The following is a 14802-nucleotide window of genomic DNA, read 5'->3' on the forward strand; positions in this document are numbered from 1 at the left end:
ACGGGACGGGCGGTCCGACTACTCGCCGAGCGCCCGCTTCTCCTTTGCGACGACGCCAACGTCAGTGATCCCGGTGTCCGGATACTGACCGTCCTCGTCCTTCTCCGCCGCCTTTACCATGTCCCAGACGACGTTGAGCCCGGTCGTCACGCCCTCCAGCGCCTCCATCTCGCAGCCGGTCTTCCCGGTCGTCTCCACGGCGACCGTCAGCTCGATCCGGTCGTCGCCGACGACGAAGTCGGTGTCGACGTTCGTGATCGGGATCTGGTGGCACATCGGGATCGTCTCCCAGGTGTGTTTGACGGCCTGCACCGCGCCCACCCGGGCGGTCGCCAGCACGTCGCCCTTCCCGACCTCGTCGGCCTCGACGGCCGCGATCGTCGAGGGCGTCAGTCGGATCTCGCCGCGCGCGACCGCGCGACGGCTCGTGTCGGGCTTGTCGCCCACGTCGACCATCCGCACCTCGCCGGACGCGTCGGTGTGGGTCAGCTCGTCGGTGTCGGCTCCCTCGTCGGTCGCTCTCCCCCGCTCCGCGCGCTCGTCACTCATCACGCATCGCCTCGGGAAGCCGATCGGGTAAGTCCGTCGCCACGAGGCCGTACCCCATCTCCTCGGCCGCCGCGTCGCCGGCCAGCCCGTTGACGTACGCCCCGACCGCGGCCGCCCGGAACGGGTCGGTCACGGCCGCGAGCGCGCCCACCGCGCCCGCGAGCACGTCGCCCGTCCCGCCGACGGTCATCCCCGGGTTGCCCGTGCGGTTCAGGCGGACCGCGTCGCCGTCGCTCGCGACGTCCACCGCGCCCTTCACCAGCAGCGTGTGACCGATTTCGTCGGCGAACGACCGCACGAGCGCCGCCCGCTCGTCGGGGTCGTCGGCGGTCTCGCCCCCCATCTCGACCAGTTCGCCCTGGTGCGGCGTGCAGATCAGCTCGGCGCCCGTGTCGACCTCGGGGACGACGCGTAGCGCGTCGGCGTCGACGACCGCGCGCCCGTCGTACCGCGACAGGAACTCCCGAACGAACTCGCTCGCGCTCTCGCCGTCGCCGAGCCCCGGACCGAGGACGACCGCGTCGTTGCCGGCGGCGAGCTCCAGCGCGCGGTCGACGTGGGCTGGACCGACCCGATCGCCCGGGAGCCCGCGGACGATCAGGTCGGCGGAGTACCCCTGTACCGTCCCCGCGACCGTCTCCGGGCACGCGACGCGCACGAGGTCGGCGCCGGTCCGGAGGGCCGACCGGGCCGAGAGCGAGGGCGCGCCGGTGTACGGGCCGCCGCCGATCACGAGCACCTCGCCGTTCTCGCCCTTGTGCGAGTCCGGATCGCGCGCGAGTCCGAGCAGGTCGCCGGGGCCGGTGAACCGCTCCGCGGCCGCCGGGATGCCGATGTCCGCGACGGTCACCTCGGCGTCGAGCGCCGCCAGTCCGGGCTTCTCGTCGTGGAAGGTGACGACGCGGTCGGCCTCGACGCGGACCGCGGAGCCGGCGTCGCTCCCGGTCGGCTCCCCCGACCCGCTCCCGGCCGGTTCCCCGGTGTCGGCGTCGATCCCGGAGGGTACGTCGACGGCGACGACCGCGGCGTCGCTCTCGTTCGCCAGCCGCGCCGCGGTCCGCTCCGGCTCTCGGAGCGCGCCGGTAACGCCGCTTCCGAGCATCGCGTCGACGATCACGTCGGGGCCGTCGAGCGCGAGGTCCGCGGCGTCCGCGACGGTCTCGGTCGGAATCTCGGCGCGCTCGAGGGCCGCCCAGTTCTCGCGGGCGATCTCCGTCCGGATCGACTCGGGCCGCCCGAGCAGGCGGACGGTCACGTCGTACGCGGAGAGGAAGCGCGCCGCGACGAACGCGTCCCCGCCGTTGTTCCCGCGCCCGCAGAGCAGATCGACGCTCGCGCCGGGGTCGGCGAGCGCCCGGACCTCGCGGGCGACGGCGTTGCCAGACGACTCCATCAGCTGTTTCCGCGGGACGCCGAGGGCGGCGGCGTTGGCGTCGACCGCCGCCATCCGATCGGTGGTGATCATGGGCGAGCGTTCGCGCGCCGGGAGATTAATGCTGGGGCCGCGGGGAGAGCGGCGTTTTCGCGCCCGGAATCGCGTCGGTCGGGAAATGAAAATGTTGATGCACGTCCGAGGAAAATCCGCGACGTAACAACCGTGGCACAGCCTGGACACGACGACGGCGCTGCGGGCCGATCCGCTCGCGACGGCGGCGCGACGGCGACCGGAGGGACGGTGGCGCCCCCGCTCCCGGACGCGGTCCGCGGCGGATCGACGCGGTCGCCAGACCCCGGCGAGTGCTCCGACGGCGGTGCGAGACAGACGACGCGGAGACGACGGGCCCTCTCATGAACATCGGATTCTTCACGGACAGCTACTTTCCCGGCGTCGACGGCGTGACGTACACGATCCGCGCGTGGCGGAACCGGCTCGAGGACCGGGGCCACGAGGTGTACGTCGTCTACCCGGCGAGCAGCCACGAGCCCGACGAACGCGAGATCCCCGTGCCGTCGCTGCCGAACCCCTTCTACGGCCAGTACCGCGTCCCGACCTACCGGCGGCTCTCGACGCTTCCCGACCTCGACGTGGTCCACTGTCACGGCCCGGCGTCGACCGGGCTCATGGGCCGTCGATACGCGAAGAAGCACGGCGTGAAATCCGTCTACACCCACCACACGCCCGTGGAAGACTACTTCGTTCAGGGGCTGAAACTGGAGCTGCTGGCCGGGATCGCCGGCCGGGCGTACGTGGCCTACGAGAACCGGTTCCTCCAGTCGTTCGACTGCGTCACGGCCTCGACCTCGCGGATCCGGCGTGACGTGTCCCCCCGGAAGCTCCCCGTCGGTATCGAGACCGACACGTTCCGACCGGTGGCGGACTCGCGATACGAGACGACGAAGCCGACGGTGGGGTACAGCGGTCGGATGACCCGGAAGAAGCACGTCGACGAGATCCTCCGGCTGGCCGAGCGTCGACCAGACCTGCGGTTCGAGCTGGTGGGCGAGGGTCCGGTCCGAGACGCCCTCGAGCGGGACGCCCCGGAGAACGCCAGGTTGCGCGACTTCCTCCCGCGCGAGGACCTCCCGGCGTTCTACTCCGCGCTCGACGTCTTCGTCACCGCCTCGACTTGCGACACGCTCGGGCTCTCGACGCTGGAGGCGAACGCGTGCGGGACCCCGGTCGCCGCCGCCGACGTGCCCCCGTTCGACCGCACCATCGGCCCGGACAACGGCGCCCGGTTCGAGCACGGCGACCTCGACGACATGGAGCGCGCCGTTGAGGACTGCCTCAACGGCGACAGGCCGACTCGCGCGGCGGTCGAGGAGTTCTCCGTCGACCGGACGATAGACGACTTGGAGGAGATATACGGGGTGTCGTAGATGGGCGCCGACAACGTCGACGTCTTCCAGCGACTGGTGTTCAGCGTGCCGCCGCTCTCGCGGCAGCTCCCCGCGATGGCGGTCCTCGGGGTCGCGTACAGCGTCGTCGCGTTCGCCGCCTTCACGGCGTTCACGCCGCTCTCGCCCGAGCCCTCGACGATCATCCCGCTCGCGGCCCTGCTCTTCCTGCTCCCGTTCCTGTTCGCCGGTGAGCTGTTCCACCGCGTCCTCCCGCGGTATCCGCGGACGTGGAGCTTCTTCCTGGCGCTGGTCAACCAGTTCGTCACGTTCGTCTACGCGCTGGTCCTCTCCGGCGCCAACGACGTGGGGAACGCGTGGAGTATCGTCTGGCTCCTGTTCATCACCATTTATCTGATCAACATCCTCGCGCTCGTCGTCTCGACCGGAATCGACCGCTACAAGCGGATCCTCCTCGTCGGTCTCGCGGAGCCGGCGGCGCTCATCGCCGCGTTCTACGCGTTCGCCGGCGGCGACCTCGGCTTCACGACGTACCGCCACGTGTTCGCGTTCGCGTCGCTGCTCATCGCGGCGGCGTTCCTCGTGTTGGTGCTCGCGATCGTCGACTACCTCATCAGGAGCAACACCGACGTCTCCGCGTTCGAGCTCACCTCCGGCATCCTTCGGAACGACCGCGCCTCGCTCGATCTGGGGGTCGAGGCCGAGCCCGCCGTCGAGACGCTCGCGATCGACAACGGCGACCGGCTGACGCTCGCCGCGCCGTGGGTCCACCCCGGCCCGCTCGGCGGGTTCGGCGGCGGCCAGCTGAGCGGGAACGTCATCGACGCCCTGAACGACGGGGACGACGGCGAGAGCGGCTTCTTCCTCCACGTCCCCTGCACGCACAAGGAGGACCTCTCGAACCCGGACGACGCCGAGACGATCCTCGACGCCGTCGCCGACCCCGAGCGCGTCGGTCGCGCGTCGCGGCTGGTGCACCGGGACTACGATGAGATCGAGTTTCACGGCCGACGGATCGGCGACAAGCAGGTGATATTCCTCCACGGCGAGGGGATCGACGATTACGACACGGGCGTGTTCATGGGCGACGTGGACGAGTCGGAGGTGCTGCTCGTCGACCTCCACAAGCACGACCTCCAGAACGGCCCGGAGAAGGAGGTGCTGTACGGCTCCTCCGAGGCGGACCGACTGAAGCGGCACTTCGACGACTTCCGCGACCGGCTCGCCGACGCGCCGCTTCACGACTACGCGGCGGGGTTCGCGGTCCGCCGCGCGGACCAGGACGTCGCGGCGCTCGTCGAGTCGGTCGACGGGCAGGAGGTCCTGCTGCTGGGGATCGACACCAACGGGATCACGCCGGACGTGCGGGAGCTGGCGGCCGACTACCGCGAGGAGTTCGACGAGGCGCTCGTCTTCTCGACGGACACCCACGCCTCCATCCACGAGCTCGCGAACACGAGGCGGTCGGACACGGACGCCCTGACCGAGGCGGTCGAGCGCGCGGTCGACGAGGTGGCCCCGGCGACGATCGGGCTCGCCAGCCGAACGACACGGCCGCTCAAGCTCTTAAAAAACGACTACAACGGGCTCGTGTTCAGCGTCAACATCCTGATCCGGTTGACGATCATCGCGCTCGCGGTGCTGTACGCGCTGCTCGTCATCTGGCTGTTCTTCTGATCGGTGAGCGTCGGGGGCGTTTCGGAAACGGCCTCACGCGAAGAGCCTTCAGTTCGCGGCCCGTGCGTTCTCGGGATGCCAGAACGGAACGTCCTCGGCGACGAACTCGCCGCCTGTAGCTCCGACCCGGCGACCGGCTTCGAACGCGACGGGTGCTGCGGGACGCACCCGGACGATCGGGGGAGACACGAGCTCTGCGCGGTGATGACCGACGAGTTTCTGACCTTCAGCGAGGCGCGGGGGAACGACCTCGTGACGCCGCGTCCGGAGTTCGACTTCCCGGGGCTCGAGCCCGGCGACCGCTGGTGCCTCTGTCTCGGGCGGTGGGTCGAGGCGCTCGAAGCGACGCGCGCCGAGCGGCTCCCGGAGACGACCGTTCCCCCCGTCGTTCTCGACGCGACCAACGAGGCGGTCCTGGATGCCGTGGACCGAGAGACGCTCGAAAGCCACGCGTACGACGCGTGACGGGACTGCGACGGTCGCCCGCTACCGGATCGTACGAACGCCGAGCACCGACGCCGACACGCCGCCGATCGCCATCGGCATCCAGTAGACGCCGCCGCGGAACACGAGCACGGCGGCGGTGACCGCGGACGCCGGGACGCCGGTCGTGGGGACGAGCAGCGCGACGAACGCCGCCTCGATCCCGCCGAGCCCGCCGGGAAGCGGGGTCGCGCCCGCGACGTACGCCAGCGGGACGGCGAACAGCGGGACCACCGGCGACACCGCGTGGCCGACGGCGGCGAACGCGACCGTGAGCGCGGCGGCCTGAAACAGCCAGCCGGAGAGCGAGAGGCCGACCGCGGCGGCCAGCCGCCCGGGGCTCGTCCCGACGCGCTCGATGTCTTCGAAGAAGTTCCGCAGCCGCTTGGCGATCCCGGCCTCGACGGCGTCGGCGTCGAACCGGTCCAACCGTCCCGCGAGCCCGCCGACCGCGCTCGGGAGGCGGTCGACGACGACTCGGCGGTACCGCCAGCCGAGGCCGATCGCCGCGACGATCGCCGCGATCAGCGCGACGGCGACGCCGACGGCGACCTCGAGGCGCTCGCCGACCGCGGCGGTCGTCGCGTAGTAGCCGACGCCGAGGAGCACGAGCGAGATGGAGGGAACGACGTTGAGCACGTCGACGCTCGCGATCCCGACGAGGCCCGTCTCGTAGCGCGACCCGGAGACCCGAGAGATGAGCGCGGCCGCCACCGGCTCCCCGCCCGCCTGCCCGAACGGAGTGACGTTGTTGGCGAAGACGGCCCCAGCGTAAACGAGGAAGGAGGTGGTGACCGGGAGATCGACGTCGAGCGAGCCGAGCACGGTCCGGAGCATGAGGCTCCAGGCGACCAGCCAGCAGAGCGCGAACCCGAACGTCGCCGCGACCAGGGTCGGGTCCGCCGAAAGCACCGTCTCGATCACGCGGTCCGCCCCGACGACGGCGAAGAGGACGGCGAGGACCGCGACCGCCGCGACGCCGCCGATGAGCAGTCCCCGCCGTTGGCTCCCGTCCATGGGGTGGATGGCGCGCTGGCCGACTTTAAACGTCTGATCGGGTCTCGCTCGTCGGGCGGGTCCGGACTCGACCGGGAGAACAGGGAGCGATCGCGGAGAGTCGACGTTTCAAGCAGAAAAGCGCCGGATTCGCGTTCCGAGACGGCACCAACAAGAATACAACCGTCGACGGGGTACGGTCGCGTACTTATGGACGATCAGCGGTTCCTCGAATCGGAGTGGGACTACTGTCTGGTGTTGGACGCGTGCCGCTACGACGTGTTCGAGGACGTGTACGACGAGTACCTCGACGGCGACCTCGAGAAGCGCCGGAGCGTCGGGTCGTCGACGCCGGAGTGGGCCTACCGGACCTTCACGGGCGACCACGACATCGCCTACTTCTCGGGGAACCCCTTTATCAACGACCTGGGGATCCCGCTGAACGAGTTGAAGTGGGGCGCGAGCTGCGACTACGAGTGGACCGCCTCCGACCACATCAGCGACATCCACGACGTCTGGAAGACAGGCTGGGACGACGATCTGGGTACCGTTCCGCCGGAGAGCCTCGCGGAGGCGTACCGGGACAACCTCGACGCCGTCGAGCGCGCCGACCGGACCGTGCTCCACTACATGCAGCCGCACGCGCCGTACCTCTCGCGCGGGAAGGGCCAGAAGCTCAAGCAGATCCAGAAGGGGATCAAACGGCAGGAAGAGGAGGCGGAAAGCGGCGACGCGGACGACGACGGCGGCCTCCTTTCGTCACTCAGCGACTCGGTCCGGCCGAAGATCGAGAGCCGACTCGACGACAGCGAGTTCGCCCAGAAGGCGGGGCTGTGGCTCGAACTCGACCCGAAGGACCTCGTGACGGATGGCACCCGCGTGACCGCGCTCAAGCTCTACGAGGAGAACCTCCGGATCGCGTTGGAGTCCGTCGCCGAGCTCACCGAGGAGCTCGACGGAACGGTCGTCGTCACCGCCGACCACGGCGAGGCGTTCGGCGAGGAGGGCGTGTGGGAACACCACATCGAGACGCACATCCCGCCGCTGATGGAGGTCCCGTGGCTGGAAGTGGAGTGACCGACGCGAGAGCGATCGCCCCCGCGACCCCGCGATGAAGGTCAGCCACTACTTCGAGTTCGAGGACCACGTCACCGGCGGCATCCGCGAGTCGGTCGTCCACCAGCGGAAGATGCTCGACCGCGAAGGGATCGCGTACACGACCGAGCCGACCCTCGACGCCGACGTGCTCCACTGCAACCTGATGGGGCCGCGGTCGGTGTGGTACGCCAAGCGCGCGAGCGACCGCGGGATTCCGGTGGTCGCGCACACCCACGTCACCGCCGAGGACTTCGGCGATAGCTTCCGATTCACCAACGCGCTCGCGAAACCCCTCAAGCCCTACCTCAGCCGGGCGTACGGCCTCGCCGACGCGCTGGTCTGTCCCTCCGAGTACAACCGCGGCGTGATCGAGGGGTACGCCGACGCGCCGACGACCGTCATCTCGAACGGCGTCGACCGCGAGAAGCTCGCCGGCTTCGAGTCGCTGGAGGCCGAGTACCGCGAGCGCTACGACCTCGACCCGCCGACCGTCTTCCTCGTCGGCCACGTGATCAAGCGGAAGGGGTTGGAGACGTTCGTCGAGCTGGCCCGCGAGCTCCCCGAAGTCGACTTCGCGTGGTTCGGGCCGCTCGACCTCTCGTTAAAAGGGCGCGAGACCACGAGGCTCATCGAGGAGTCGCCGGACAACTGCACGTTCACCGGCTTCGTCGACGACGTCCGGGGCGCGTTCGCCGCCGGCGACGTGTTCCTCTTCCCGACTCACGAGGAGAACGAGGGGATCGCGCTGCTGGAGGCGATGACCGCCGGGAAGGCGGTGGTCGTCCGCGATATCGAGACGTTCTCGTGGCTCGACGACGGCGAGGACTGTTTGAAAGTCGACCCCGCCGGGGACGACGAGACCGCGGCGTTCGCAGACGCGCTCCGGCGGCTGTCCGACCCCGCGCTCCGGGAGCGGCTCGGGTCGAACGCGGCGGCGCGCAGCGAGTCGTTCTCGCTCGACGCGATCGCCGAGCGGTACCGGTCGCTGTACGAGTCGCTGTGAGCCGTTTCTCGCCGACCCGTTGAAAAGGGCATTCGCGAGCCGATCGTACGACCGATAGAGCAAGCCCTCTGCCGACCGCTCCGATCGGAATTTTATATTGCGGCATATGATTTATCAGTCCCTCCGCAGACGATCCACTGTTGCCACGGCGGCGACGAAATTCGGCCGATCCAGAAATGACGACTCACTCTCCGCGGACTCCGGAACGATTACACCGCCCGCACTCCCACCGTCGGTCATGACCGATTCCGACTGGGGCGACTGGCTGCCGCGCGCGGTGGCGGACGCCGACCCCGACACGGTGGCGCTGTGGTATCTCGGCTGCAACGGCTTCGCGATCAAAGGGAGTGAGGGGACCGTCCTCTGGATCGACCCGTACGTCGGGACGGGCGACCCGCCGCGCACGGTCCGGATGATCCCGGTCCCGTTCGACCCCGAGGATATCGACGAGGCGGACGCGGTGCTGGCGACCCACGAGCACACGGACCACGTCCACGGCCCCTCGCAGGCGCCGATCCTCGCGAACACCGACGCCGACTTCCTCGCGCCCGACGACTCGCTCGCGGTCGCCCGCGAGGAGGAGCGCTGGACGGAACACTGGGACGTGGACGAGGAGGCGTTCCTCGAAGTGACCGAGGGCGACGAGCTGAGGGTCGGCGAGTTCACCGTCCACGTCGTCGAAACGCAGGACGCGGACGCCACGCATCCGGTCGGCTACGTGATCGAACACGAGTCGGGCACCCTGTTCCACGCCGGTGACAGCAAGCCCTCGGCGTCGTTCTCGGGGCTCGCAGACGAGTTCGACATCGATCTCGGAATCTTGGCGTTCGGCTCCGTCGGCAGGGTCCCGGACAAGGAGACGGGCGAGCCGATCGAGACCAAGTGGTACAGCGACGAGAACGAGATCGCGGCGGCCGCCGAGGACCTCGCGCTCGACCGGCTCGTCCCGACCCACTGGGACATGTGGAAGGGGCTGACCGCGGACCCGACCGCGCTCCACGAGCACACCCGCAGTCGCTCCCACCCGAACCGGCTCGAGATAGTCGAGATCGGCGACCGGATCGACCTGTAGGCGTTCGGCCTCAGAGAACCCGATCTCGCGTTTTTTCAGCGGTAGGTGGTTATCAACGTCGAAACGCGGCCCGTGGAATTTAAGCCCCTGCTCCGGGAGGGTCTCGGTATGAGCGAACGGACGGCAGAAGCGACGACGACCGTCGACGAGGACGGTATCCGCGTCGAGAAGTCCTTCACGGACGACGCGTTCCCCGTGCCCGCGGTGATGTACGAGCTCTCCTCGACGCGCGAGGAGCCCGTGCGCGTGCGCATCGTCGACCGGATCCCCGAGTCGTTCCCGATGGACCGGATCGGGTTCCACCCGGAGTACGAGAGCGACAACTGGACCGCTTATAAAGACCACCGCGTCGAGTTCGAGCGCGTGATCGACCCCGGCGACGCGATCGAGACGGTGTTCGGGATCCGCGACGACGACCCCGACCTCGACGGCTTCCTCGGGACGCCCGTGATCGAGCACGTCCCGGTCGGCGAGGAGATCGAAGACGTCCTCGGCGCCGGCGACACCGACGCCGTCAGGGAGGTGCTCTCCGGCGATCGCGCGACGCTCCCCGGGATGGAGGAGTCGCTCGCGGCGGAGGATGAGGGAACGGAACAGGTCGAAACCGACACGGAGAGCGTCGATTCGGCTGAGTCGGCGGTCGAAGCGGAAGCGGAATCTGAATCCGACGCCGACGCGGCGGAGAGCCCAGATGCCGACGCCGACGACACCGAGGCTCCCGAACCGCGGGCAGTCGTCGCGGGGACCGCAGTGGTCACCTCGCACGACGAGGAGACAGACGCGGACGAGCCGGCGGCCGACGAACCGACAGCCGACGAGGCGGCCGAGGTGGCAGCGGACGCGACGGCCGAAGTCGACGACGGAGACGAGACGGACGGCTCGGTCGAACCGGAAGCGCCCGAGTCGGAAGCGTCCGCTCCGGTCACCGAGGACCCCGAATCGGGGGACGAACCGCCGGCGTCGACCCCGGAAGAGGGCCTCGCAGCGGCGCTCGCCACGGAGATACGCGCGGGCGAGGTGAACGACGACGACCTCGAGACGCTCCGCTCCGAGCTCGACGTGGGCGTTCCACGCAGCGTCGACGTGCGGATCGGCCGCCTCCAATCGAGCGTCGCCGACATCGAGGCGTACGCCGACGCGCTCGCGGAGTTCATCGACGGCGAGGGGACCGCCCGCGAGATCCTCGACGAGCTCGACGAGAAGGTGGACGCCGTCGAGTCGGAGATGGCCGCGATCGACGGCCGGCTCGCGTCCGCCGACGCGGACCGGAGCGACCTGCGCGATGAGGTCTCGCGGGTCGACGAATCGGTGTCGACCGCGACCGCCAGGATCGACGGCGTCAGCGAGCGCGTCGACGGCGTCGACGACCGGGTGGAAGGCGTGGAATCGGACGTGTCCGGCGTCGAGGAGTCGGTCGAAGCGGTCGAGGGAACCGTGGACGGCCTCGAAGACACCGTGGACGGCGTCGAGGAGACCGTGGACGGCGTCGAGGAGACCGTGGACGGCGTCACGGACGACGTGTCGCGGCTCGACGACGAGACGACCGGCCTCGACGAGGCGGTCGACGACCTAGGCGACGACATCGAGACGCTGTACGAAGAGGTCGACGACGCCGCCGCGGGGCTGGAGGCGACCGAGAACCGGGTGGACGACGTGGAGGCCCGGATGGGGCGGTTCGACGAGGAGTTCGACGACCTCTGGGACGACCTCGCGGAGGTGGACACCCGCCTGACCGACATCGAGGACCGGCTCGGCGAGGACCTCGACGACGTGGAGGCGGAGCTCGACGCGATCAACGACCACCTCGAAGAGCTCGAAGCGTTCAGAAAGCGGCTCAACGAGGCGTTCGGGCCGTAAGCGAATTTCGACCCCGCCGCCGAACTCGCCCCGGACGGAAAGCGCAACCCGTTTTACCCGCGGCGGTCCACGTCCGGTAATGAGCGAACCGGTACCGGTCGCCGTGCCGCGGAAAGGCCGACCCCTCGAAGCGGTCCTCGAACGGATCGCGGCCGTCGGCCCGGACGACCGGCTCGACGGGCTCGCGGACCGCGTGAGCAACACCCTCCGGTACGAGAAGGCCGTCACGAAGGGGCGCGTCGACGCCGAGGACGGCCCGTACGAGCGGCTGACCGAGTACTCCGACCCCGAAGACCCCCAACAGCCGGAGTTCACGCTCCTGCGCGACGACCGCGACGGCAAGCCACGCCGGATCGTCTTCGACGCGGCCACCGTGGACCTCGGCGAGGTGACCCTGAAGCTCGTCGGCCGCGAGGAGCCGTTTCGGGCGCTCCGGACCCACGAGTTCGCGCTCGGGTTCGACTCCGCCGACCTCGTTTTGGAGGAGGTGGTCGGGATCCGAGCGGGCGGTCTCGGCCAGATTGCCGACATCAACGACCGGATCGATCCCGTCGACACCGACGTGCGCGTGGTCAACGGCCTCGGAGACACCGTCTATCACACGCTGATGGGCCGGCCCGAAGGGATCGAACCGGGGACCGATCTCGACCGCGATTTCGTCGCGGAGTACGAAGGATCACTCTGCATCTCTCCGCGCTACGAGCGGCTCGTCACCGCCGTGTTGGGAACGGACGCGCTGGAGGGCGTCGAGTTCGTCTACCCGAACGCGGACGAGGAGGAGGAGGCCGCAATCGCCCGAACCGGGCTCGGCGTCTACCTCACGGTCACCGGATCGACGGCCCGCGAACACGGGCTCGTGGTCGGCGAACACCTCTTCCCCAGCGAGACCGTACTGATGCGGAACGCGGCCGAACACGACCCGCGCGTCGAATGCGCGCTCGACGCGATCGCGGTCGAATCGCCGTCCTCCGAGATCCGAGTCTGACCCCGGTACTTTCTATAGCGACATGTGATGTACATGTCGCGATCAGATCGGCTGCCGGTGCTCGAGATCGACCCATACGGCCGCGATAGCGCCCGAAGCCTCTGTATCCGTGTCGTTGATGAGAGCTACGACATCCCGGCCGCTCTCGGGAACGCGCTCGATGTGAACGGACCCTCGTCAGCGTCGGCTGAGGGGTTTCGAAGTCCGGGGAGACGTGAGGGAAGCAACCACGCCGAGGCGTTACACAGCGATTCACACCGTCGATCCTGACGTCTCGGTCTCACTCGATGCGCCCGACTCGATCGACCGGTGGTGGACACGGCATGTGCGGGGTATCGCCGCCGATCGGACTCGATCGACGGCGGTATCGACCGAGACGAAGATACCTATTGGATATCCAACGAAACCGTCTTCCCCCTGCTGCCGGTGTCACGACCGACGTGATCTTCCTCCACACCTCCAGGCCGACAAGCGAAAGGACCTCGCTTACTCAGTGAGAATATATCCCGATGACTAGGACTGAATCTTCGTTTTTGTAGTACTAGTATTCTGCATATTAAATAGTGGCCCCCTCATTTAGAGGCCTACAGTACTGGATAAGTGACCTTATCCCGAATTGTGGGATAGATTGAAGGTGGCGGCCCGAGAAGGCTCGTCCGAGAGATGAGCGACGACCGCCGCTCGGTGAAGACGTACGTCCCCGAGGACCAGAAGGCGATCTGGCAGGAGCACGCCGACGAGTTGGGGATGTCGCAAAGCGAGTTCGTCAGAATGATGGTACAGTCCGGGAGACGGGAGTTTTCGATCGACAGGGCCGAGAACCCCGTCGAACCCGATCCGTCGGGGTCTGACCCTGGGGGTAGCGACCTCGAGAGGCGGGTCGAAGCGGCGCTCGCCGACGGGGTGCGCTCGTGGGACGAGCTCGTCGACGCGGTGTTCGACGACTTCGAGGGGCGGCTGGAAGACGCGCTCGATTCGCTGCAGGATCGGAACCGCGTCAGGTACAACGGCCGGGAAGGGGGGTACGCGCTGATCGATGAGTAGCACCCGAACCCCGGCCGAGGTCGACGATCCGATCGGGTACTTCATCGAGGACCTCACCTACCACGGGAAGACCGAACGGACGCGCGACGCCTACGAGCGCGTGCTCCGTCGGTTCGAGTCGTTTCTCGACCAGGGAACGACACCGAAATCGGCCACCCACCGCGACTGTATGGCGTTCGTCCACTCGCTGCGCGGCGACGCCGCCGACAGCACGGTGGCGACGTACGCGGCGTATCTGCATCGATTTTACGGGTACATGACCGAGGTCGGCGTCTTCGAGGGGAACCCGATGACGCTCGTGATGGAGGAGATGGACGAGACGGTGGATAAGGACCCCGCGCGGCGGGACGTGTCGATCCCGGCGATGCGCGAGTTCGTCGCCGGCATCCGACATCCGCTTCACCGGGCCCTCGTCGTCACGCTGTTGAAGACCGGGATGCGGGTCGGCGAGCTCTGTAACCTCGACCTCCGTGACCTCGCGCTCGACGACGAAGAGGTCAGAGGGGCGTTCTCGCTGGGGGCGCGGCCGGCGCTCGCGGACCGACCGAACTCGCTGTACGTCACCCCGGACGCGACGGTGGGCGAGGAGCTGAACGGAGCGGTGCGCACGGCTTCGAACAAGCGGAAGCGCGCCACCGTGATCCCGGTCGACGACGAGCTAGCCCGGACGCTGAAACGGTGGCTCGCCGTGCGGCCTGACGCCCCCTCGGACGCGGAGCCGCTGTTCGTCGGCACCGCTGAGGGGTGGGGCGAGCGGCTCGAGCCGCAGGCGGTCAGACACGTCGTCGAGCGCTACGCCCGGGAGGCGGGGTGGTACCGCACCGGCGGGGGCGCGGCCGAGAACGTCACACCGCACTACTTCCGGCACTTCTTCACGACGCATCTTCGGGACCGAACCGGTGACCGCGGCGTCGTTAAGTACCTCCGCGGCGACGTCGCCGACGACGTGATCGACACGTACACCCACAACTGGGGCGATCAGGTCCGCGAGACGTACGAGGCGAACGTGTATCGGCTGTCGGGATAGCGACCGGACACGCGAAGCCGTTTTCCCAACTTCCGTCGTCGAGTATCCGACCGAATTGGCGTTCGATATCTATCGAATAAATCATATACCGCTATATCGAATTTTCTTCTGTCTCGAGACCGACGTTGGTCCACAAATCGGGCGGAGAGGCGCTCTCGAGTCGATCGCGGTCGTAGGCGAGAATGTGAGCACGGGCAGCAGGCGAAAAAATC

At 68.6% G+C, this 14802-nt stretch carries 13 protein-coding genes; 10 read left to right on the top strand and 3 right to left on the bottom strand.

From position 1 onward, the window contains the following. Positions 1 to 18 precede the first annotated feature (18 nt). Both moaC and C469_RS02635 read right to left on the bottom strand, forming a co-directional pair. Positions 19 to 549 (bottom strand): cyclic pyranopterin monophosphate synthase MoaC, encoded by a 531-nt coding sequence (gene moaC / locus C469_RS02630; protein ID WP_008003623.1) that lies wholly within the window; start codon positions 547 to 549, stop codon positions 19 to 21. Then, complete coding sequence (locus tag C469_RS02635) at positions 542 to 2014, bottom strand: bifunctional ADP-dependent NAD(P)H-hydrate dehydratase/NAD(P)H-hydrate epimerase (protein ID WP_008003625.1); 1473 nt, start codon at positions 2012 to 2014, stop codon at positions 542 to 544. Before C469_RS02635 ends, moaC begins: the two co-directional genes overlap by 8 nt. Before the next feature lie 323 nt (positions 2015 to 2337). Here C469_RS02635 and C469_RS02640 point away from each other — a divergent pair, with 323 nt between their 5' ends. From C469_RS02640 to C469_RS02650, 3 genes are all read left to right on the top strand, one after another. Further along, positions 2338 to 3369 carry a glycosyltransferase gene (locus tag C469_RS02640; protein ID WP_008003626.1) on the top strand — a complete coding sequence of 344 codons (1032 nt, stop codon included), beginning with the start codon at positions 2338 to 2340 and terminating at the stop codon, positions 3367 to 3369. After that, complete coding sequence (locus tag C469_RS02645; protein WP_008003628.1) at positions 3370 to 5025, top strand: DUF2070 family protein; 1656 nt, start codon at positions 3370 to 3372, stop codon at positions 5023 to 5025. A 75-nt stretch (positions 5026 to 5100) separates the two neighbouring features. Further along, positions 5101 to 5490 (top strand): DUF2237 family protein, encoded by a 390-nt coding sequence (locus C469_RS02650; protein ID WP_008003630.1) that lies wholly within the window; start codon positions 5101 to 5103, stop codon positions 5488 to 5490. A 21-nt stretch (positions 5491 to 5511) separates the two neighbouring features. Here C469_RS02650 and C469_RS02655 read toward each other — a convergent pair whose 3' ends face one another. Beyond that, complete coding sequence (locus tag C469_RS02655) at positions 5512 to 6525, bottom strand: lysylphosphatidylglycerol synthase transmembrane domain-containing protein (protein ID WP_008003631.1); 1014 nt, start codon at positions 6523 to 6525, stop codon at positions 5512 to 5514. Between the two features lie 189 nt (positions 6526 to 6714). On the opposite strand from C469_RS02655, the gene C469_RS02660 reads away from it, so the two are divergent. From C469_RS02660 to C469_RS02690, 7 genes are all read left to right on the top strand, one after another. Then, positions 6715 to 7581 (top strand): hypothetical protein, encoded by an 867-nt coding sequence (locus C469_RS02660; protein WP_008003634.1) that lies wholly within the window; start codon positions 6715 to 6717, stop codon positions 7579 to 7581. Positions 7582 to 7615: 34 nt separating this feature from the next. Continuing rightward, the gene (locus C469_RS02665) at positions 7616 to 8605 is read left to right on the top strand and encodes a glycosyltransferase family 4 protein (protein WP_008003636.1); all 990 of its coding nucleotides are present in this window, start codon (positions 7616 to 7618) and stop codon (positions 8603 to 8605) included. Positions 8606 to 8843: 238 nt separating this feature from the next. Continuing rightward, positions 8844 to 9677: an MBL fold metallo-hydrolase gene (locus tag C469_RS02670; RefSeq protein ID WP_008003638.1), complete on the top strand. Its 834-nt coding sequence runs from the start codon at positions 8844 to 8846 to the stop codon at positions 9675 to 9677. 108 nt (positions 9678 to 9785) lie between these two features. Continuing rightward, complete coding sequence (locus C469_RS02675; RefSeq protein WP_008003640.1) at positions 9786 to 11534, top strand: hypothetical protein; 1749 nt, start codon at positions 9786 to 9788, stop codon at positions 11532 to 11534. A gap of 79 nt (positions 11535 to 11613) precedes the next feature. Beyond that, a complete protein-coding gene (locus C469_RS02680) occupies positions 11614 to 12519 on the top strand; it encodes a hypothetical protein (protein WP_008003642.1) in 906 nt (301 codons plus the stop codon). A 663-nt stretch (positions 12520 to 13182) separates the two neighbouring features. Next, on the top strand, positions 13183 to 13563 hold the full coding sequence (locus C469_RS02685) for a DUF5805 domain-containing protein (protein ID WP_008003644.1): 381 nt from the start codon (positions 13183 to 13185) through the stop codon (positions 13561 to 13563). Next, positions 13556 to 14590 carry a tyrosine-type recombinase/integrase gene (locus C469_RS02690; protein ID WP_008003647.1) on the top strand — a complete coding sequence of 345 codons (1035 nt, stop codon included), beginning with the start codon at positions 13556 to 13558 and terminating at the stop codon, positions 14588 to 14590. The genes C469_RS02685 and C469_RS02690 overlap by 8 nt, the downstream gene beginning before the upstream one ends. The last annotated feature ends 212 nt before the right edge of the window (positions 14591 to 14802 follow it).

Origin of the sequence: Halorubrum lipolyticum DSM 21995 (genome assembly GCF_000337375.1) — an archaeon.
GTDB classification, from domain to species: domain Archaea; phylum Halobacteriota; class Halobacteria; order Halobacteriales; family Haloferacaceae; genus Halorubrum; species Halorubrum lipolyticum.